This window comes from Maridesulfovibrio ferrireducens, assembly GCF_016342405.1.
Lineage (GTDB): Bacteria > Desulfobacterota > Desulfovibrionia > Desulfovibrionales > Desulfovibrionaceae > Maridesulfovibrio > Maridesulfovibrio ferrireducens_A.
In genome coordinates this window covers 308,552-330,315 of the sequence record NZ_JAEINN010000002.1, presented here as the reverse complement: position 1 = coordinate 330,315, position 21,764 = coordinate 308,552, and the positions used below count along the sequence as shown (strand labels likewise).

The window sequence follows — 21,764 nt, the reverse complement described above, 5'->3', positions numbered from 1 at the left end:
CTACTCCTTGCCCAGCTCAGAGAATTTCTGCACATCAGCATCTTGAGCATACTCAGCACCGGCTTCAGCGTCGTAGCAAGTCAGTCCACAGCGTAGACAACGACTACCTTCTTTACGGGCTGCCTCGTACACAATGGAACCTTTGACCTCTTCTTTGAATGTCGATCTCCGTTCTTCAACGGAAATCTCCGGAACTTTGATTTTAGGAATGGTATAGGTCACAGCCATATTCTTAAGAATGGTTTCCGGCATAACACGAAGCTGCGGATTCTTCGGCTCTGGAATAGCCCCTTCGGTGATAAAGTGATGAATACCACGTGCGGCTCGTCTTCCGTCAGCTACTGCCTGAATAAGAATACTACGACCGGAATGAACTTCTCCACCGACAAAAACTTTGGGGTTTTTGGTTTGCAAAGAAAGAGTGTTTGCTTCGATTCCACCTGTTTTCTTGTTTATAGCAAAAAGAAGAGCGCCTTCTTCATCCATAAAGGGAGCAATATCTATCAGACGTGTGGTTGCAACTACAATCAGATCCGCGTCTATAACAGTATCAGTTCCTTCAACAGGTTTGGGGACTCCTGTAGCTTTTTTGGGGTCATCATACTGAACTTCGCAATATTCAATACCACTGACTTTTCCATCTTCAGCAAGAATGCGGGTAGGTCTTGTCAGAAATCTAAGATCACTGCCAAGCTCGGCGGCGCGTTTAACTTCGTTTTTATTGGCGGACATTTTGCGCTGAATACAATCTATTAATGAAGTGACATCACAACCAAGACGGGCTGCACTGCGAACAACATCCATGGCAGTGTTAGTGTCACCGACAACAACTATTTTTCTGCCTTTTAAATCTGTTATAGACTTACCAATCTGTTCAAGAAAAGTAACGGCATCCACAACGCCTTCGACGTCAGAATTTTCAACTTTAAGGTCAGGGACTTTCCATGCTCCGGTTGCAATAAAGATTGCTTCGTAACCTTCTTCTTCAAGACTCTTAATAGTAATATCCTTACCGAATTCAACTCCGGTATGCACATCGACACCAAGATCGAGGATAGACTGAACTTCCCAGTCAACAACCTTTGCAGGCAAGCGGTATTCAGGGATAATCCCCTTCATCATACCACCTATCTGTTCACGCTTTTCAAAGATAACAGGTTCATGACCGATACGACGCAAGAAATATGCACAGGAAAGGCCTGCCGGTCCCCCGCCTATAATTGCAACCTTATGACCTGTCGCCGGATTGCAATCCAGCTTGAGGCGTGAACCGGAGTTCATTTCCCAATCTGCAACGAAACGATGCAAGGTGTGAATAGCAACGCCGTCATCAGCAATATTACGGCGGCAAATAGTTTCACACGGGGCGGGACAAAGACGCCCTACTGCCAGCGGAAGCGGGTTGCGCTCCTTCATGGTCAGCAGTGCTCCACGCATATCACCGAGCTTCATCTGATTAATATAAGTGCGAACGTCTATCTGAGCCGGACATTTCTGCATGCAAGGGGCCAGACAATCGTCAATTTTATTAAGATGCAGAAGATCCATAGTCATACCGCTGATCCGGATGGCTCCGGTGGGACAGACGTCGGCACATTTACCACAGGAACGGCAGGCGTTCATATCGACTACTGGAATACCGTCGTCGTTAAGACGGATGGCATCAAAACCGCAAACTTTGACGCAAGAGCCAAGCCCTATACAGCCAAGCCCGCAAGTTTTTTCACCGCCGTAAAGCAATGCTTCAGCGCGGCAATCTTCAACGCCCTCATAGTCAAACAATAAATTTGCGCGAGAACCGCCTGTACAAATATTATTAGCAACCTTGGGTTCTTTGAATGCAGCATCTACGCCCATGATTAATGCTATATTTTCTGCAATCTCGGCACCGCCCGCAACACATATTTCAGGACCAGCTTTACCTTGAACAATTGCTCCCGCAGCAGCAGAACAACCGGGATAACCACAGCCACCACAGTTTGCGCCGGGAAAACATCCTTCAACTTTTGCAATACGCGGATCTTCTTCCACGTGCAGAACTTTTGATGCCACAGCCAGAACAGAAGCCGCGATAAGACCTAGTAAAAATAAAATCAGAATAGAAGAAGTTACCATTTTAATATATCCTTGATTGTCCGGTTAAGCAGCCATTCCCTGAAATGCGAAAAACGCCAGTGACATGACACCGGCCATAATCAGAGCGATAGGTACACCTCTGAAAACATACGGAACCGGAGCAATATCAAGTCTTTCCCGGATGGACGAAATAATAACCAGAGCAATCAGAAAGCCGATACCTGAAGCCAACCCGTACATCATAGACTTGATAAATGAGTATTCGTTGCGCTGAACCATAATTGCCACACCGAGCACCGCACAGTTGGTGGTGATGAGCGGCAGAAAAAGCCCTAGTGATTTATATAGAGGCGGAAGAACTTTCTTGAGGAACATCTCAACAAACTGCACAAGTGATGCAATGACCAGAATAAAAACGATAGTCTGCAAATACTCAAGACCATAAGGAATGAGCACATACTGATGCAGGGGCCAAGTTAGAGCTGTAGCCATCAGGACAACAAATATAACTGCTCCACCCATTCCCATCGCAACATCTGTAGATTTGGAGGTTCCCATGAAAGGACAAGCCCCAAGGTACTGAACCAGTACAATGTTGTTTATGAAAATCGCAGAGATAAACAGTAGGAAATATTCCATTTTAATAAACCTTTCTCTTATTTAGCGTTGAGGTTTTCAATGCCGCCACAGGCACCGCAAGAGGCGCAACCGGAATTCATAACTTTAGGCGGAGCCTCACCCTTTCTACGACTCAGGTATCTGTTCAGAGCGTTCATGGAAGCTAAAATTACTCCCAGTCCGACAAATGCCCCGGGAGCCATACCCATAAGGGCCGCAGGCTCGAAAGAATCCCACATAACCTGAGTTCCAAAGATGGTTCCATGCCCAAGAGCTTCTCGAAGTGCGCCCAGAAAAGTCAGTGACACGGTAAAACCGATTCCCATACCGAGTGCATCCGCAACGGACAGAAGAACACCGTTCTTAGAAGCGAAAGCTTCAGCGCGCCCCAAAATCAGGCAGTTCACAACAATAAGCGGAACAAAAATTCCAAGTTTCAAATAAAGCGGATAGACGTAAGCCTGCATGAGCAACTCAACGGCAACAACCAAAGAAGCTGCAATTACGATGAAGCAAGCAATACGAACTTTCGCAGGAATAATTTTTCTAAAACACGAAATGATCATGTTGGACATGGTCAGAACACAAAGGACAGCTATTCCCATACCCAGTCCGTTCTCCGCAGTGGAAGTAACAGCCAGTGTGGGACACAGGCCTAAAAGCACCCTGAACGGAGGAAGTTCTACCCAGAGTCCTTTGATAAATTCTTTGACTATACGGCTCATAGGGACTCCTTATGAATTCTTCCAGATCATATTGATCTCAGGCTTAAGGGACTGATAAACTTCAATGGCCTTGCGCACAGCTTCCACAGTTCCGACAGAAGAATATGTCGCACCGGAAATACCGTCGATGTCGCCACCTTTAGATGTCACCTGCATGGAATCAAGACCGTGAGCTGTGAACTTACGGGTAAAAGCAGGTTCTGCGATACGCGTTCCAAGCCCCGGTGTTTCGGTCTGAGTAGTGATACCAATCCCGAGAAGTTCATCCTTCTGCACATCAAAACCAACCACAACTCCGATGTTACCGGAATAACCCGAGGCGAAGGTTTCAAGAGCAATGCCGACCAGCTTTCCATCCTTCATAGCAGGGAAAATAGTCACATCCTTTACCTGCACACGTTCCATAATTGGATCATTGTCGCGGTTTTCAAGGACTGACAAAAGAGCCGGTCCTTGAACATAGGTCAAAACCTGTTGTTCGATCTGACTTTTAGTGGCCTGTTTCAAGTTAACCAGTAAAGCCCCGGAGGACGCACAGATTACAGACAGAACCACAAGCATATATATTATTTCACGCATGACTTATCTGCCTCCGAAAGGTTTAGGCCTAACCCTGTCCAAAAGAGGAGTGAGCAGATTTGCCACCATTATGGCAAAAGGCACACCGTCAGGATAAACACCGTAGACCCGAATAATTATCACCATAGCTCCGGCAATCAGTCCGAAAAGAACTTGCGGAATCCTGCCTACAGGACTGGAAGCAACATCTGGAGCCAGAAAGAAAGCTCCGAACATTACTGATCCGGTCAATAGATGAAACATAGGATTTGCGTAAACTTCAGGATCAATCATCCAGAAAACTCCAGATGTTACAGTCACGCCGATTAGAAAAGCCGCCGGAATAAACCCCCGCACCCAACCGGTGGCAATGAGGAAAATTCCTCCTGCCAGAACTGCAATTATCTGAGAAGAACCAAGCCCGCCGAGCTGTTGCCCGAGGAAAAGATCCATGTAGTTGAACTGGTCAAGACTCTCTAGACCGAAGAATTTAAGCTGATCTAAAGGAGCATTGATAACGAAGTGGGAAAGATTCAAATCGATATCCATGGCAGCAGGCCATGAGAGACGACAGAACGCCCAGGCGACCAGGGGGGCACAAATGGGGTTGGTGCCGAATCCGCCGAAGACAGTGCGACCCATAACGATGGTCAAAACAGACCCGCAAACTACCACCCACCAGGGCGCAGTTGCCGGAAGCAAAAAGGCAAAAAGGATGCCTTCATATAATGCTGTGAAATTATCTACATTGATGTCGCGATCCTGCATCTTGAGACAAATAGCTTCAGTGATTACAGCCACCGATCCCGCAAGGCCGACAGTTGAAAGTGCAGACAGGCCGAACATATTGAAAGCCATGATCAGTGCAGGCAGCAGCGCCAGAAGATGATACTGCATCATCTTCGTCAAAGTACGTCTGCTGCGCCAGTGAGGAGCAGGCGAAACCGTGAGCCTGACTGCAATGTTCGACATTGCTTTAATTACTGGTGGAGTCATATTTTAACCTTTAAATCTGAAAACTTGTATGTTTTACCGGCTAATCCGGTGACTAATGTCATGACACTAAGACTATTCAGCCTTACCGCTGACCCTGAGTTGATCCTTAGCAAAGCGGATATACTGCAAGATGGGTCGTCTGATTGTACAATTGAAGGAACACAGACCGCATTCAAAACAACTGTCCAGATCATACTTCTTAGCCATTTCGAACTTCTCATATTCCGCATAACGACTGATCAGATTCGGAAGAATTCGGGCAGGACAGCTCAAAACGCACTCGCCGCAGTTGATACAGGTAGTATCTTCAACTGACGGGAATTCACCTGCTGAAATAATAAACAATCCGTGATCACCCTTTTTCACGCCTTCATCCAGACTATAGACAGCCTCGCCGCGGAAAGGTCCGCCAAGAACAGCCTTGTCACCGGACTTAACAGGTATATCCAGTTCATTAAGCAGATGGCGGATTGGTGTTCCCAAAGGCACACGGTAATTATGTCCGCATATGGTCATTATGGTATCAGTTACAGGCAGACCGAACTTAGCGACCAGACCGAGATTGTAAATGTCCATAATGCTCATAATTTTAGTGTCGTCAGCAAACTCGTTTCCTGTGACAGCTTTAATTACGAGAGAATTAAGAGAATTAGGATATTTAGGCTTAACCGAAACAGATTCAGTTCCGGAAAGAGAATATGATGTCCCGCGAGCCACCGCCAACATTGTATGTATAGGAGTGATCAAGGATTCAGCCAGACGGAGTCCGGTTTCAAGAATATCTTTTTCACACTCAAGAAGCAGTTCGGCTACAAATATACCGGGTTCAGGATTGAGACCGTTTATGACTAAATTATCGCAGTGGGAAGAAAACGGAGCAACATCAATGCCCAATTCCTGCAAAGTATGCAGAAGTTCTTTTCCCGGTCCCATGGACTGAACGTCAACCGGCTCAACGGAATTTTCAGCACAATCACATTTTATGGTCAGGTGATGATAATTAACTTTTGTTGCCTTACCGGAAGCGGAAGCATGGTATGCGCCGCCGAATTTTGACGGATGTTCAGCAATTATCTCACCACGGGCAACGCTCTGCCCTTTCTTTGCTTTCAGAACAAGGTTGCGCACCCGGATATTGATCTCAGAGGGTGCCGTGATATCATTTATTATGTTCAGAACATCTGATTCGAGTGAATAATGAATCTTAAGCATCTAACCTACCTCGCGTGGCATTTGTAGCAGGAATCTTCACCATAAGGCCCACCGTCTGACTCATGGCAACTCATACATTGCCCGTGGAAAGCATCCGCTCTTAAAGGAATACTCTCAGTGTCAGGTTTATCCTCTTCTGCCAAAGGACCTGTAGGAATATCATCATGGCAACGCAGACATGCTTCTTTACTGGGGAAATTCTTTTGATGCTGTGCTTTGAACTCTTCATCAAAAGCCGCAGGATGACAGGACCCGCAAGCTATGGGCAATTCCTGACCAATGTCGTCGTGATGACAATCTGCACACTCATACCCATACTCGTCAGCATGATTTAAATGGGTAAATATCACTCTTCCGCCGCTGTTATCCATGACAACGCGAACTGGATTCTCCTTTACAGAGGGAGTGAAAAGAAAACCCGCTACAGCCGCAAGAGATAAAACAACAACAATTAAAGTTAGTGGGGTATATCTGTTGTTCAACGAACCAATCCTTGATTTAGAATAATTCACGATTAAGACCCAAAGGTCGGAAACTAACAATAAAAAGCAGAGTTCTGCTTTGATTGCAGTTTCATCCTCCTCAAACTTTTAAATTCTACAGAGAGAGTAATACAGATTGGGTAATCAATCAGTTTTTCACTAAAAACTCAATCAAAATAATTAAAAAAACATCACTTAGCCTGAACAAATGAGGCTATTAAAGAACTAACACTTTAACTATGTCCGTCTTTTAATCAAGATCAACTCTTTTTGAGATTGACTACTCATCCAGTCAATTCTAAAAGCAAAGAGTATGCCGTATTCAATAAAAGGAGAGCTGGACTTCACTATAATTATATATAGTACTGATAAAACAAGATAAAAATTATATTTTAGACATGACTAAAGACTCAGAAAAGAAAAGAGACTGGATTAAGCAGTGAGACTTCTTTTATGATATTAAGCACAAAATCCTAAAAACAAGACTGTGCAAATCATGATGGAGACAAAAGGCGAATAATAACAGGAGACTGAACCTATTCCGATAAATCAGACATAGATATTTTTTTTAAGACAAATAAATATAGCGAGCATTGTGTATTATTACAAATTCAATATGATTTAAAAGCTATCAATTATCATCAAAAGATCATTTTTCTTAATAGGTTTTGCTAAAAAACTACTGCATCCGGCATTAAAGCAACGTTGTCTGTCTTCTTTAAAAGCATTAGCTGTAAGAGCTATAATTGGCTTTGGATCGAATAAATGCTCTTTTTCGTAATCTCTAATCGCCTTAGTTGCAGCAATGCCATCCATAACCGGCATTTGAATATCCATAAACACTATATCAAAATCATCTTTTTTATAGGCATTTAATCCTTCCAGCCCGTTTTCTACCAGAACAACTTCATGCTCAGACTGTTCAAGGTAGAAATCAATAAGCATACGATTACTTTCTGAGTCTTCCACGACAAGGACTCGTTTTTTACCGACACCAGAACTAGCAAAATGAAACTTTTCATCTTTAAAACAAACTTCTTGGTCTATGTCGTAGCAGGTCTCAAACGGGGCAACAAAATGAAACGTTGTACCTTTGCCGACTTCTGATTCTACTAAAATTTCACCATCCATCAACTCGGCCAGCCGCTTGGCAATGGCAAGACCTAATCCTGTTCCGCCATATTTACGTGTAGTAGAAGAATCGGCCTGAGCAAAGCTATCAAAAATAGTATGTAATTTTTCTTGTGGCACCCCTATTCCTGTGTCCGAAATACTAAATCTAAAAAGTCTGCTATTCTCTCTTGCTGGAATGGACGATACATTAATAGAGACAGAACCATGCTCAGTAAATTTTACTGCATTACCCATTATGTTCAGTAAAATCTGCTTCAAGCGGATTTGATCACCTAAAATAAATTTGGGAGAATCCGGTTCCATTGTACAGGAAAATTCAAGTCCTTTACTTTTGGCAGCAATTGCAATGATTGAGTCAACTTCCTTTACTGCATCCGTCAAATCAAAGAATAAAGACTCCAGTTCCATCCGTCCTGTTTCTACTTTTGACAAATCAAGAATCTCATTAATCAGGGACAACAAACTTTTTCCAGCAGATTCAAAAAGGGCTATGTAGCGGCTTTGCTCTTCGGTCAATTCTGTTTCAGTAAGCAAATCCGCTACCCCGAGGATGGAATTCATCGGAGTGCGTATTTCATGACTCATATTAGCTAAAAATTCAGACTTAGCTTTATTTGCAGCCTCTGCCTGTTGTTTAGCCAGCTTTAAAGTTTTCTCAGCTATCTTACGCTCAGTTATATCAGAGCCGACACACAATATCTCAATCAACTCGTTATCGGGACCGTATAAAGCTTTATTGGACCAATTCACCCAAATACGACTGCCATTCTTAAGCATATTTTCGTTTTCATTGTTCGTAAAATCTTCGGGCCTATCAAAAATACTATTAATCATCTTTCGCAGATTACGCCCGGAACTCTCCATCTCAGGAACTATAGTTCCAATAATGCTTTCACCTATAATTTCATCGCGCGAATAGCCAAACAGTTTTTCTGCGAATTCATTGAAAAAGGTTACGCGACCAGTTTGATCCAGACGTAAGATAATGCTGGCAGCATTTTCTACCAACTCCTCATAAAGTTGAGTACTTTCTCTGAGTCGCCTTTCAGCAAGTTTACGATCCGCAACTTCTTGTTCTAACTCGTCACGTGAAGCCGTTGTTTCGATAAGCTGTTTATTCGTGTTTTCCAGACTTATAACGTATTGTTCAATATCTTCTTTCGCTTGCAGAAGTTCTTCCTCGGCTTTTTTGCGAGAAGTAATATCCACAAAACATTCAAGAAGTTGCTCTTTACCGTCAATAACGACAGTACTGACTGTTTTTTGAATAGTTAGATTTTTGCCTGTTGCTGTAACAAGAATGCGCTCTGACTTATCCACCTCTTGGCCCAAATCAAGCACAGGGCACTTTCCTTTTTCCGCAGCACAAATAAAATCATGACAGACTCGACCTATAATCTGTTCACGATCCAGCCCGATTAATCTACAAGCCTCCACATTAGAATCTTTTATAATGCGGGTTTGCGGATCAATAAGTATCACTCCGGCCTGAATAGAAGAAAGTATCATGCTCAGCCGGGCTTCACTTTGTGACAATGATTCTTCAATCTGCTTGCGCTTTGAAAAATCTTCCACGATTGCGATTACTTCTGACGACTCATTTTCGGGAGTAACGGGATTGAAGACAGCTCTCAGATAGCCTCGCTTGCCACCTGTAACAGAAGTATAATAATCTTCATAACATGAAGGCTCACCTGACAAAGCTTTAGTCAGAGCAATTCCCATCTCTGGAGAACTGTCACGCGCAGTATTAAATCCTAATAATTTTTCTCTGGTTGATCCCATGAGATGGACAAACTGACTATTGCAATCAACAATTGCTCCCTCTGCATCAAAATGAATCATACCAAGAGGAGAATGCTCAAAAATAACCCGGAGACGACGCTCATTTGCCCCAAGCTCCTGCACAGCCAGCTTGCGTTCGGCGACTTCTCGATGCAGCTCAGCATTAAGTTCGGCATAACGTTGGTAACTGATACATGAAAGACAGACATTCGCTATCTTCGTATTTAAAGGTAACAAAGACTTTATCAACGAATCTTCAAAAGGTTCACCACTTTTAAGCAGGGCTATAAAACCGAATCCGGGTAAATTAAAAAGGTACGCATGGCGATTATCAACAACTTTATACAAAGGAAGTTGTAAGCGAACCTCGTTTAACTCTTTACGATTCGAACACCCCATTATTATATCAGCAAAAAAATTTATCGCTTTATAGGTCTGCCCTAAATGAGGAATAACTGAAACAATTTCATGCCGGATTGATTCCTGACTATCTGCCTTCTCCATAAAAACAACCCCGGACATACATCCGAGGCGACGCAGATAAACAGACATTCCTTCTGAAAGAACATCTTTCAAATCCAAACTGTTGCCGAAGGTCATTGCCAAATCCAAAAGGATCTGCTCCTGAATACGTATGCTCATACGTTCTCCAACATCGCAATCACAACAGTCTTGCTATGAAAATCCAAATATTCCTCGCCAATATTAGCGATCTCGCCCAAAGTTAAAGCCCCTACAAGCGGAACGCCTTCACTTTGAACTACAGAAAGTTCACGCTCATAGTCGTCCTGCAAAAAAAGAAATCTCGAAACACAATCTATACAGAAACTCAGAGATGCTGTTCCTTCCAGATTTTCAATAGCAACCTGCTTGGCCTGACTCGCGGCTTCAATTAAATTCTCTGGTTTTCCATGCAAAATTTTAACAAAAGAGCCTTCTGGAACTTCTCCAACACAAACGATATTGCCCTCTTCATCCAGCACTGCCGGATCACGAACAACAGGTTCTGCAAAAAGTCTGGCAAGCCCGAAAGGATAATTTCTAGATAATCCGCTAAAAGTTGCAATACTCATATGATATTGTGAATGCTCATTAACCGCCTGCCTGTATATTTCAAAAGCTGGCTGCCAATCCAACGATTTAAGAACATTATGATCTGACTCAGTGACTTTAAAAGGGCCGCAAACAGGACGATAACCATGTTTTACGCCGATAGAACTGGAAATATCAATTCCTGCGAGAATTGCCGCGTCAACTAACAACCCTTCATTACACATAAGACATGGAGCCTGATTAAAATCCAAAGACCCGGCTCCGCCGCCTATATAAGTTATTTCCAGTCCTAAAACTTCAAACAAAGATTGAACAAACGAGGAAACTCTCTTAGCCATCGCATCCGCAAAAATCAGTAAAGTTGGTGGTATCTTATTCTGGGCAAAGGCTTTTTCTAAAATTTCGTTATAATTGGCTTTGAAATTACTTAATCCTTTCACAATATGTGTACTAAACGGGCATGTCAGCCCCACAACGACTGTTCCTTTATCCATTTTTTCAATATTATGAAAAATAGAAGGGAAAACACCTCCGATCACAGGTAAGGAATATTCAGTTAAAATAGGGTCAAGCTGATCTGAAGTGAAGCCATTCGCATGGCAGGCAAAAACAATAACACCCGTAATAGTAGGATCTTGCTTCATACTTAAAAGTATGTCCTGAAAATTTTGAACTGTACCTGATGTATCCACTTTTAATTGCATGTATACTCCACATTATTAGCATCTCTAGCACTATAGCATGACTTCCTTGCAAATCAAGCTTGTTTTATTCACATTTACGAATCTAATAATAACTTATAAAAAGAACTCTGCATATATGCAGAATAAAATTAAAGACGCAAAAATAATTTTCGCGCCTTTATCAACATAAATTTACCACCCCGATTTTTAGAAAAAAATATAACTAAATCTTAATGTGAATCAACAAAATTTCAGGACGGCTGTTAGTGCGCATCGGAGGACCCCAAAAACCGACACCACAACTGATGTAATACCAAGTCTTACCCTTTTGAAATGGTCCCCATCCCTTTTCATAAATTTCATCAATTATAAAATTAAACGGAAAAAGCTGACCATTATGAGTATGTCCGGAGATTTGCAAAGCAACCCCGTCCTTATCAGCTTCTTCAAGTTTACGAGGAGTATGATCGAGTACAACTATGGGCAGATCATTATTGTCCGGGACAATTTCAATTAATAATTTTCTAGTACTATTACGCATGGTTGCCGAAAAATCATTGCGCCCGACAAGTAAGAACTTGCCATCAACAGATTCCGCCTCGTCAGACAGAACCGTGATCCCCTGCTCTTCAAGTATTTTTTTAGCCCACTTGTCACCTAGATAATATTCATGATTCCCAAGAACCGCATATTTTCCCAAAGGCGCTTTCAAACGCGCAAGTTCATCAACGGCACCGCTAAGTTCTGCGTCTCGATCATCAAGAATATCACCAACTAAAAGGATTATATCGGGCGTCATCTGGTTAATGGATGTAACAATCTTACCAACCCGCACGCGGCTCATAAGTTTTCCGGCATGAAGATCTGTTATTGCGGCAATGTCATATTCTGTCCCGGCAGTCGCGTTACTACTTCTTAGATCAAATTCAAGCTCACGAATAACAGGAGATGTTGCATTAATATAACCTCCTATAGCCATAAGAGCCGAAAGGAGACATAATCCTGCGAAAATTTTAACTTTAGGTATTATAAAATCCGGAGCCATAAGCTTCATACCGAACCGGATAGGCTCGATACAAAGTCCCAGCGGAACCATACAGGCAATAATGGCGGCCCATGTATATCCGGTTCCTTGTAGGAAAAGCTTGGTGGCATATGGGATATCAGCTTTAAAAAAAATAGTCAGAGGTAACGAAACAGTCATAACATCGGTAAGGATGAGAATTCCGCGCTTCGTTTTAGGCTTCTCGCTCAACATACGGCAAATCCACAGCCGTATATAAAAATAGCAGAAGAAATAGATCAGTGTAGCTTTAACGTAAAAAGACATAAACTTTAGCACTTACAACGAGCATTATAAGCTTTAGCAAGTCCGCCGTTTGAAGTTTCACGGTAGAGACTAGGTAAATCGTGTCCGGTCTCTTTCATTACTGTGACAACCTCATCAAATGAAATTCTGTGAGTGCCGTCTGAAAGAATAGACATCTGTGCACGGGCCAATGCACGAGTTGCAGCGCAGGCATTACGTTCGATACAGGGAATCTGCACCAATCCGTCAACAGGATCACAGGTAAGTCCCAAGTGATGTTCAAGTCCCATTTCCGCCGCATATTCTATTTGACGAAGGGTTCCTCCCATCAACTGAGTTGCCGCAGCGGAAGCCATGGCACAAGCTGAACCGACCTCTCCCTGACACCCTACTTCCGCTCCAGAAATTGAAGCATTAGTTTTAATTACATTCCCGAATAATCCAGCAGTTGCCAGAGCGCGGATAAGATCATTTTCTTTTAAATCGTAAAGGTCTTTGAGATATCTGAGGGTTGCGGGAACAATACCACAGGAGCCACAGGTCGGAGCCGTTACAATTACACCGCCAGCAGCATTTTCTTCAGAAACTGCAAGCGCATAGGCTGTAGTAAGTCCGGTCAACTGCATATCATGACTAGCCAGATGTGTCCGGCGTAAATATGATTTCGCCTGCCTCCTAAGTCCGATGGAACCTGGTAGTACGCCTTCTGCGTCTAGGCCGCGCTCTAAAGATTTTTCCATTGCAGTCCATATGTTACGCAAAAAATACCAAATTTCAGGTCCTTCGCACTGCTCGACATATTCCCAGTATGTTATCCCTTTATCTTCGCAGTGAGCCATGATTGCTGCAATATGCTGCTCTTTATAAACAGGTTCAATGCTGGATGAACCTTTACCTTCTTCCCGAATGGCTCCACCACCGACACTATATACTTTCCACGAATCAACGACTTTTTTGCTTTCATTTAAAGCTTCAAAGAGCATACCGTTAGGATGCTCAACCATCTTTTCTTCCGCCTTCCAGACTATTTCTGTCTTTTCTTCACCAAGCACAGAAATCACTGCCCAATCGGTAAGATGTCCTTTTCCTGTTGCCGCAAGACTCTCAAAAAGAGTTACGCGAAAAAAAGGAATTGTCGGATGTTTTTCAAGAAAACGTTCCGCAGCCATTCGCGGCCCCATAGTATGACTGGAAGAAGGTCCGACCCCGATGCGATACAGTTCTTTTAATGATTCCATTTTCTATTCCTTATAATATTAAGCAAGTCGCAAACTTCATTATTTCGTATACTATAGCAGAATTAATACATTCATAAATACGCAATAAATTAGGTTAATTTATACATATTAACTCCGAATCCGTTCGTATAATAACGGTAAAAGGAATTAGGTCAAAGCTAATTTAAGTAATTAGAAAAAAGGACAACTAAACATTTATTTTTCCTGTGGAAACCAACCGGCTGTTCGCTTACAAACACCAACAAGCATAAGCATTACAGGAACCTCGATCAAAACTCCTACAACAGTGGCGAGAGCGGCACCGGATGAAAGTCCGAAAATCATAACGGCTGTAGCAATTGCGACTTCGAAATGATTCGAAGCTCCGATCATCGCAGCAGGAGCGGCATCCTCGTAATTCAACTTCATAAATTTGGCAGCGCCATATCCTAATGCAAAAATAAAAACAGTCTGGAGAAACAACGGTATTGAAATCCAGAGAATAGTTAATGGATTAGCGAGAATTACTTCGCCTTTGAAGCTGAACAGCAGGATCAAAGTCAAAAGCAATGCACTGATAGTTATAGGCGTTAATACGTGCAAAAACTTTTCTTTGAACCAAGTCTCACCCTTCGACTTGATAATCCACTTCCGAGACAAGTATCCTGCAAACAAAGGTAGAGCCACATAAATAGTGACAGATAAAAGCAGTGCCTGCCACGGAACAGGAAGTTGACCTACTCCAAGTAAAAATCCACCAAGGAAACCATAAAGAATCAACATCGCCAATGAATTGATGGCAACCATGACCAGCGTCAGCCCGTCATTGCCTCGCGCAAGATAGCCCCAAACCAGCACCATTGCCGTACAAGGCGCTATTCCCAGAAGAATACACCCGGCAAAATAACTGCGCCAAAGCGGAATTTGCAGCATCTTGATTCCGTCCTGCAAAACAACCGTCCCTGCGCCGTGTATTGAACCGACGGCCAAATCGAGTCCAAACGGCATTTTTACAAGATCGACCGCATCAACCCCGATGAAACTTTTAAAACAGTACCCGAGAAAAAATATCGCAATGGCGTACATGGTAAACGGCTTAATACACCAATTAACAAACAGAGTCAGAAATACAGGCTTACCGCTCTTCCCAGCTTTGATAACACTGGCAAAATCAATTTTTACCATAATTGGATACATCATAAAAAAGAGGCAGATCGCAATCGGAATGGAAACAACCGGAGCACCGTTAACATTGATCGACATGCCATCAAGTGTCTGGGCTAATCCCGGTGCGACTTTGCCTAGGAAAACACCGCCGAGAATGCATAAGCCAACCCAGACCGTCAGGTAGCGCTCAAATATGCTGGTCATTTTCCGATCATTTGCTGAACAGGTTTTCTTAGTCATTTCTAAAAACACCTCCCAAATCCGCTCATGGTTATAATGATAAATTTCACTTCAAACTCTCAGGAAGCGTTTCAACATAAGCTTTAATTTCATCACGCACTTTTCTGTAACAATAGAATTGTTCTTCTTCTGATGCGCCTTTATCCGCTAATTCCTTCGCCATCTTCGGAGGATCATCAAAACCGACATGCGTAACTTTACAATTACCTGGAAAATATGGACAGGTTTCATGCGCATGCCCGCAAACGGTAACAACAAAATCAATTGCAACGTCCTTGAACTCATCGATATGGCGGGATTTATGTCCCGAAATATCAACTCCAGCTTCCGCCATTACTTTCACAGCATTCAGATTCAAACCATGAATCTCTATTCCAGCGGAATAAGCGTTAATCAAGTCACTTTTAAGATGACGCGCCCACCCTTCAGCCATCTGGCTTCTGCATGAATTCCCGGTGCAAAGAAAAAGTATATTCAGTTTATTATCCATCTATAAATATCTCCTTATCTAAAACAACATTTAAACGATATTTTATCCATCGGCCATTTTTTCTTAAAAATCTGCGTATACACCCCACTTGCATAGTTATCTAATTAACTAACAAGTGCATTGAATGGCAAACATCAAAATCAAACTTACTTATTAAAAATTTTAGCGTATTGATTACACCATGTTTTAAACTTGACTATAAAAGCCACTTGCGATCTAAAATATGAGCAGGAGAATCCGTAGTTATGAAAAAAAATATTTCTGTTTCAATACGCATACCGGCAGATCCTGCTTATATACCGATAGCCAGTTTCGCGGCTTATGAATGCGCAGTTAAAAGAGGCTTTACGCAGATAGATGCGGAACGAATAAGCCTTGCATTAGAAGAAGCCGTGAACAATGCAATTGAATTCAGCTACGGAGCATCTCGAGATAAACTTGAGATAAATATTTTTAGAACAGCACAAGGATTAGGAACGAAACTTCAATCATTGGGTATCCCATTAGAACAGGAACGTCTCCCACAATATAAACCCGAAAGAATGGATGAATTTGACGACACATCAGGACTCAGTTTCTTTCTTATGAAAAAACTGATGGACCGAGTTTCAATATCCATCAAAAATGGAGATGAACGGGAACTTTTGATGACCAAATATCTACCCGGTATAAAAATGGAGAACTGTGCCCAAAACAATGAGGAAGCCAAATCCGAAAAAGGCCGTCCTAAATTAAAAAGAATAAATACCACGCACATTCTTCGACTTGCAACCCCGAACGACGCTGAAGCAATATCACGTCTGGTTCTCAGGGCGCATGGAGAAGTTATGTTCTGTGAACATATTTATTACCCTGACCGAGTAAAAGAAATGCTTGAATCCGGCGAAATGGTTTCGGGAGTGGCAGAAGCCGAGTGCGGTGAATTGATAGGTCATTGCGCACTTGTTGCCGATACACCCGGGACTAAAGTTGAAGAATTTACATACGGGGTGATGGACGGACGTTTCAGAAGTCGCGGGGTGACTGAACTTGCCGGAGTTGTGATTAATGAGGCGAGCAAACGTGGAATTTACGCTATCTACTCCATGGCTGTAACAAACCATGTTCATTCGCAGCGTATCCTCCTTGCAGAAGGATTTAAGGAGTGCTCTCTTTTTCTTGCAGCAAGCCCGGCATCCCACTGTTGGAACAACTCAAATGACAACATACCTGCCAGAATCGGAAATTTAGTTTTTTTAAAAGAACTTAAAACAGATAAATCAGAAAAATTATACATTCCAGCTAGACATGAAATGATGGTCCGGCGAATTTACGAACATCTCGGCTCTAATATTACTCAGGCGGAAACGCCAAAATCTGCACAAATAACCACACAGCACTCACAAATTTATACCAAAGCAGATTTGAAAGAAGGATGGACTTCCATAATTGTCCTCGAATACGGAATTGATTTCTTTCCACACATTAAACATCAATTCCATAACGCCTGCGCTCACGGAATTCCTTCAATCCAGATTATGCTGCCACTAAATAATCCTGCAACGCCTGCAATTAGCGAAAAATTTGAAAATATGGATTTCTTTTTCGCAGGAATAGGATTGAGCGATGATGGAAATGAAAATATCGTACTGCAATATTTGAATAATGCTGAACCGGATTTCGAGAAAGTGCATATCCACTCAGATTTTGCCAGAGAACTTAAAGATTATGTTCAGAAACAATTTGAGCTTTAAATTAAATCTAATGACTTGAAGTTGAAAAATTTAAACCGACAACCCCGACAATAATAAGCAAAAGTGATGCTATTTTCATCGCAGACACTCGTTCGCCTAAAAAGCAAATCCCGATAAGAGCAACGGCTGCCGTTCCGATACCGGCCCAAACCGCATATGCAATACCTACTTCAATTTTTTTCAATACAACTGAAAGCCCCCAAAAAGAAAGACCATAAAAAATAAAAACAAAAATGGTCGGAATTATCCTGCTGAAACCATGAGAATATTTCAGACACAAAGTTCCACTTACTTCAGCAAAAATTGAAATAAAAAGAATAATCCAGCTATAAAGCATCCTTTCTCCAGTTATATATAATCATCTAAAATATTTATACTTATTCCACAAAAGTAGCTTTATCCCTGATTTGGCGAGGAAGCACAATTCTCCATTTTTTAAGTTCAGAGGAACTAAAAAGAAAAAGCCCCTGAGTCGGAATAATCGGCTTAATTTTATTAACGGGTACTCCATTCAAAATATCTAAAACAATTTCACCTGCTGTTGAACCTTGAACCTCTCCACTTAAAACTAATCCGCCGATAGTTTTATTCTTACCAACATCCATTTCCCAAAAACAAAAAAGAGGAACTGGAGTGTTTTCATAAGTCCATGCCATAATATCAGGACTACTCACACTTTTTCCTCGTTCATGAAGGGTATGAAACAGGCCGAGTATGATAGCGGAATAACCTTTTTCATCAGATCGATTTACAATATCTTTCCAATCATTAAAGGAACCAACGAGCTCGATATCTACCTGAACATCACCAATACGTAAACTTTTACATCCTTCAAATACAGAATCACACAATACTTTAGAGGTTGTTCCTGTATCCAATAACACTAAAATTTTACCCTGTTCGATATGCAATATTTTCTTTAAATATTTAACTGAGCGCTTATACAACGGCCTTTCAAGCACTCCGGTAATATTCTTATTAAGCGGAATGTAATTCCGTGGATTATTATTAATCCCAAGATAAACAACCGGAGTTTCTGTTTCAATAAACTTGCTTCCTAAAAACTTAATAGCGTTATCATCAGCTAAAACAACAACATCCGGCATCAACGTTGTATAAGCCTGCCAAGCAAGAGCGGCTCTCTCTTCATGCAGCTCAGTCTTTATTCTTTTAGTATCCATTCTGAAATAATAAATATCAGCAACATCTTTCAAAATTGACTCAAGTCCCTTTTCATAATTGATATCCCACTGATACTCAGCATGATAACTTTCAATAACTAAAACTTTAGGTTTAGCCTGAGCGCTGGTTGAGCATATTAAAAATATAAATGCCGCTAAAAGAATTAAGCCCTTATTAAACATAAATCACCACCTGCCATAAAATAATCAGTTTATGACCCATACTGTACAATCAATTGCAGACTGAACAACTTTTGTTGAAACAGAACCGAATAAAAATTCCTGAGCCTTGCTGACTCCTCTCCTTCCGACCACAAGGGTGTCATATTGACCTTCTTCTCTGATTCTTAAAATATCCATCCCTATACTTCGTCCTGTAGTACAAATATCTGTTTCATGAAAAGGAGATTGACAACTTGCAAAGTATTCAACGAAAGCTATTTCAGACGAAATTCCAGCATTTAGAATAATCTTTTTGGCTTCTGCAAGCTTCTGATTAATCTCTTTTTCATTTTCTTCGCATTGTTTAACCCATGATTTTTCATCCGGGAAAATATCTTTATCAGGTAATCGTTCAACATAAAGTATTGTAACTACGCTGACAGGACAATTTTTTACAATATCAACTACGTACTCTACTGCCTTAAAAGAGTTTTCGGAACCATCAAAAGCAACAAGTATCTTATTAAGTTTCACAGTTTAACCCTCCTACGAAATTTGAACAGGCAACCGAAAGCTATAAGCCACGAATTTCTTTCAAACACCTTCGCATATCAAACAACAGTTCATCTACCGACTCATAAAACACTGTACTCGAAGATGAAAAATGCATCAAAATATTATTCAAAGATTCCGGAATATAACTATATATTTTACGAACATTAACAACTCTGTTTCCTATAACGACAGAATAGTCTCCACTGTTAAGCGTTTCGAGAATTGAGTGTTCAATTTTTAAATCAAGCAGAGTTTGCATCGTAAAATTAGCTTTACCTACAAGATATATAAGGATGCTTCCAAGTCCGAAAACATCAAGGCCGAAAGGATTTTCATACAATTCAAAAGCGTAATCAAAATCAATCCACCTGTAATCCCCTGTTCCACTTTCAACCCACAGATGATCACGCCGCACATCCCCGTGCTTTTCATCATGGTCATGCAAAAACTTAATAGCTTCACATGATCCGATATACTTCTCCAAAATATCGGGAAAATATTCATAAAAATAAGTCTTATGATCGACAGGAATATTATGAACAACAATATCAAGACGTTTACCACGAATTATATCTAAAACCCTGACATTATTACCAACTTCATCTTCATTCGAACATCCCTGCATAAAACGCATATCACCCTTAACAAGCTCAAGAATTCTGGCTTCCTTGCGTGGACTTCTATAACATTCAATTTTAAATGGACCGATATTCATAGGGAATTTTTCATAAAACGCTAATTTCAAAATTTGAGGCTGCCCTGATTCTAAATGCTTTCCACGCTTCACCCAATACTTAGGGTCTACCAGTCCGAATCTTCGTTCTTCTTCATTCTTAAGCACCAGAAAGTGCTGATCACCAAGTTTGATAACATCACTATGATCAATATTCATAAATTCAGTTGTATCAGTATAAATTTTGCCGAAACGTGTACTTTTGTAATCCGGCAAATACTTGTGCAACAGGTCGCGAACTTCGCTACTCATAGCAACTCCCGATGTCGTGTATTATTCAGCAAAAACTACGCATAACAACTATTTAAAATATATCACAACACAGTAAAAAATAAAACCGAAAGAAAGATATTCTACGATCTTTAAAAAACTCCTTGAAAATGATTCTTGCTTGTTGTTTATTTGTTACGTAAGTTTTTATTTTGAAAACTAAATCATTATCCCCATTTTTGTCTTTTGTAAGAGGTTTCTTTGAATCAAAATGAATATTCTTTAGCTGAACTTGGTTGGAAAGACTCTTTCCGAGACCAACTCTCTGCCGATGAACAGACTAATTCCCTGCCTGCCAGAGTTATAAAAACTCACAAGGGCCATCTAGTTGTTTCTACTGGAAAAAATGAACATCTTTTACAAATAGCTGAAACCGGTGTTGGCAGTTTAAACGAACAGCCCACTGTCGGAGACTGGCTTTTATTGGATGGCGAATCATTAGTTCCTTTACGTTTACTGACACGCTCCAGCCTTCTTCAAAGAATGAGCCCGGGGCAGGAAGTTAAACTTCAACCAATTGCAGCGAATATCGACACCCTACTAATTGTCTCTTCCTGCAATACGGAATTTAACCTTAACCGCCTTGAACGATATATATGCCTTGCACTTGATGCCGGAATTGAATTTGTAATGGTTCTGACCAAAGCAGACTTAGCTGATAACGCTGAGGAATTTAAAACCAAAGCAAGACAGCTGCACAAAACTATGCCGATTATGGTTGTTGATGCTAAAGATAAAGACAGTGTTGACTGCTTACAAAAATGGTTCAGCAAAGGTGAATCTCTAATTTTGTTAGGTTCCTCAGGAGTAGGAAAAACAACCCTGCTGAACACTATCAACGGAACCGAAAAAAACAAAACAGGCTCAATCCGTCTAGCAGATGACAAAGGACGTCACACTACCACCACACGCTCTCTCCATGTCATGCCATCCGGTGCTTTGTTGATTGATGTACCCGGTATAAGAGAATTACAACTTCACGACTGCGAAGCCGGAGTGTATAATGCATTCTCAGAAATTGTTGAACTGATTGAAGAATGTAGATTTGCAGATTGCAGCCACACAAAAGAACCGGGATGTGCAATAAGAAAAGCTCTTGATGAAGACAGAATTGATATCCGAAGACTTAAAAATTATCTTAAATTATTAAGCGAAACACTGCAAAACAAAGAAAACATTTCTGAAAAAATTAAAAGAAAATCAAGCTCAGGTAAAAAGAAGAAACAGGCTAAATCTAAATGGATTGGCTAATATTTTGTCACAAAAAAGGCTGTGAGGTTAACCTCACAGCCGAATAGTAACAACCTATAACCTCAACCTATTTTAGGACGACTCACAGCAATCAGAATACTTTAATAATTGGTAATAGCTTTCGGTAGTTTAAT

General features: G+C 41.3%; 19 protein-coding genes. 2 read left to right on the top strand and 17 right to left on the bottom strand.

Going from position 1 to position 21,764, the window contains the following annotated elements:
- The 13 genes from JEY82_RS03360 to JEY82_RS03300 all read right to left on the bottom strand — a co-directional run bounded on the left by JEY82_RS03360 (position 1) and on the right by JEY82_RS03300 (position 15,745).
- The gene (locus JEY82_RS03360; RefSeq protein WP_304082538.1) at positions 1 to 2,115 is read right to left on the bottom strand and encodes an FAD-dependent oxidoreductase; all 2,115 of its coding nucleotides are present in this window, start codon (positions 2,113 to 2,115) and stop codon (positions 1 to 3) included.
- Positions 2,116 to 2,139: 24 nt separating this feature from the next.
- Positions 2,140 to 2,715, bottom strand: coding sequence for an electron transport complex protein RnfA (locus tag JEY82_RS03355; protein WP_304082537.1), 576 nt, complete (start codon positions 2,713 to 2,715; stop codon positions 2,140 to 2,142).
- 17 nt (positions 2,716 to 2,732) lie between these two features.
- Positions 2,733 to 3,419: an electron transport complex subunit RsxE gene (gene rsxE, locus JEY82_RS03350; RefSeq protein WP_304082535.1), complete on the bottom strand. Its 687-nt coding sequence runs from the start codon at positions 3,417 to 3,419 to the stop codon at positions 2,733 to 2,735.
- Between the two features lie 9 nt (positions 3,420 to 3,428).
- Entirely contained in the window at positions 3,429 to 3,998 is a 570-nt protein-coding gene (rnfG, locus tag JEY82_RS03345; RefSeq protein WP_304082533.1) for an RnfABCDGE type electron transport complex subunit G, read from the bottom strand.
- Between the two features lie 3 nt (positions 3,999 to 4,001).
- Positions 4,002 to 4,973 carry an RnfABCDGE type electron transport complex subunit D gene (locus tag JEY82_RS03340; RefSeq protein ID WP_304082532.1) on the bottom strand — a complete coding sequence of 324 codons (972 nt, stop codon included), beginning with the start codon at positions 4,971 to 4,973 and terminating at the stop codon, positions 4,002 to 4,004.
- A gap of 72 nt (positions 4,974 to 5,045) precedes the next feature.
- Positions 5,046 to 6,185: a 4Fe-4S dicluster domain-containing protein gene (locus JEY82_RS03335; protein ID WP_304082529.1), complete on the bottom strand. Its 1,140-nt coding sequence runs from the start codon at positions 6,183 to 6,185 to the stop codon at positions 5,046 to 5,048.
- A gap of 5 nt (positions 6,186 to 6,190) precedes the next feature.
- Positions 6,191 to 6,667 carry a cytochrome c3 family protein gene (locus tag JEY82_RS03330; RefSeq protein WP_304082527.1) on the bottom strand — a complete coding sequence of 159 codons (477 nt, stop codon included), beginning with the start codon at positions 6,665 to 6,667 and terminating at the stop codon, positions 6,191 to 6,193.
- A gap of 621 nt (positions 6,668 to 7,288) precedes the next feature.
- Entirely contained in the window at positions 7,289 to 10,228 is a 2,940-nt protein-coding gene (locus tag JEY82_RS03325) for a PAS domain S-box protein (protein WP_304082526.1), read from the bottom strand.
- A complete protein-coding gene (locus JEY82_RS03320; RefSeq protein ID WP_304082524.1) occupies positions 10,225 to 11,343 on the bottom strand; it encodes an FIST signal transduction protein in 1,119 nt (372 codons plus the stop codon). Before JEY82_RS03320 ends, JEY82_RS03325 begins: the two co-directional genes overlap by 4 nt.
- Positions 11,344 to 11,545: 202 nt before the next feature.
- Positions 11,546 to 12,580 (bottom strand): metallophosphoesterase, encoded by a 1,035-nt coding sequence (locus tag JEY82_RS03315; RefSeq protein WP_304082522.1) that lies wholly within the window; start codon positions 12,578 to 12,580, stop codon positions 11,546 to 11,548.
- Between the two features lie 77 nt (positions 12,581 to 12,657).
- A complete protein-coding gene (locus JEY82_RS03310) occupies positions 12,658 to 13,869 on the bottom strand; it encodes an L-serine ammonia-lyase (RefSeq protein ID WP_304082520.1) in 1,212 nt (403 codons plus the stop codon).
- Between the two features lie 195 nt (positions 13,870 to 14,064).
- Complete coding sequence (gene arsB, locus JEY82_RS03305) at positions 14,065 to 15,255, bottom strand: ACR3 family arsenite efflux transporter (protein ID WP_304082518.1); 1,191 nt, start codon at positions 15,253 to 15,255, stop codon at positions 14,065 to 14,067.
- A gap of 46 nt (positions 15,256 to 15,301) precedes the next feature.
- Positions 15,302 to 15,745, bottom strand: coding sequence for an arsenate reductase ArsC (locus tag JEY82_RS03300; RefSeq protein WP_304082516.1), 444 nt, complete (start codon positions 15,743 to 15,745; stop codon positions 15,302 to 15,304).
- Between the two features lie 245 nt (positions 15,746 to 15,990).
- On the opposite strand from JEY82_RS03300, the gene JEY82_RS03295 reads away from it, so the two are divergent.
- Positions 15,991 to 17,478 carry an ATP-binding protein gene (locus JEY82_RS03295; protein ID WP_304082514.1) on the top strand — a complete coding sequence of 496 codons (1,488 nt, stop codon included), beginning with the start codon at positions 15,991 to 15,993 and terminating at the stop codon, positions 17,476 to 17,478.
- A 7-nt stretch (positions 17,479 to 17,485) separates the two neighbouring features.
- Here JEY82_RS03295 and JEY82_RS03290 read toward each other — a convergent pair whose 3' ends face one another.
- The 4 genes from JEY82_RS03290 to JEY82_RS03275 are packed head-to-tail and all read right to left on the bottom strand — an operon-like array spanning position 17,486 to position 20,361.
- Positions 17,486 to 17,815 (bottom strand): multidrug efflux SMR transporter, encoded by a 330-nt coding sequence (locus tag JEY82_RS03290; protein WP_304082512.1) that lies wholly within the window; start codon positions 17,813 to 17,815, stop codon positions 17,486 to 17,488.
- Positions 17,816 to 17,855: 40 nt separating this feature from the next.
- Positions 17,856 to 18,842 carry an ABC transporter substrate-binding protein gene (locus tag JEY82_RS03285; protein ID WP_304082510.1) on the bottom strand — a complete coding sequence of 329 codons (987 nt, stop codon included), beginning with the start codon at positions 18,840 to 18,842 and terminating at the stop codon, positions 17,856 to 17,858.
- A 24-nt stretch (positions 18,843 to 18,866) separates the two neighbouring features.
- On the bottom strand, positions 18,867 to 19,355 hold the full coding sequence (locus JEY82_RS03280) for a universal stress protein (protein ID WP_304082508.1): 489 nt from the start codon (positions 19,353 to 19,355) through the stop codon (positions 18,867 to 18,869).
- 40 nt (positions 19,356 to 19,395) lie between these two features.
- A complete protein-coding gene (locus JEY82_RS03275; protein WP_304082506.1) occupies positions 19,396 to 20,361 on the bottom strand; it encodes a serine/threonine protein kinase in 966 nt (321 codons plus the stop codon).
- A gap of 219 nt (positions 20,362 to 20,580) precedes the next feature.
- On the opposite strand from JEY82_RS03275, the gene rsgA reads away from it, so the two are divergent.
- Positions 20,581 to 21,630, top strand: coding sequence for a ribosome small subunit-dependent GTPase A (rsgA, locus tag JEY82_RS03270; protein ID WP_304082504.1), 1,050 nt, complete (start codon positions 20,581 to 20,583; stop codon positions 21,628 to 21,630).
- Positions 21,631 to 21,764: the final 134 nt, after the last annotated feature.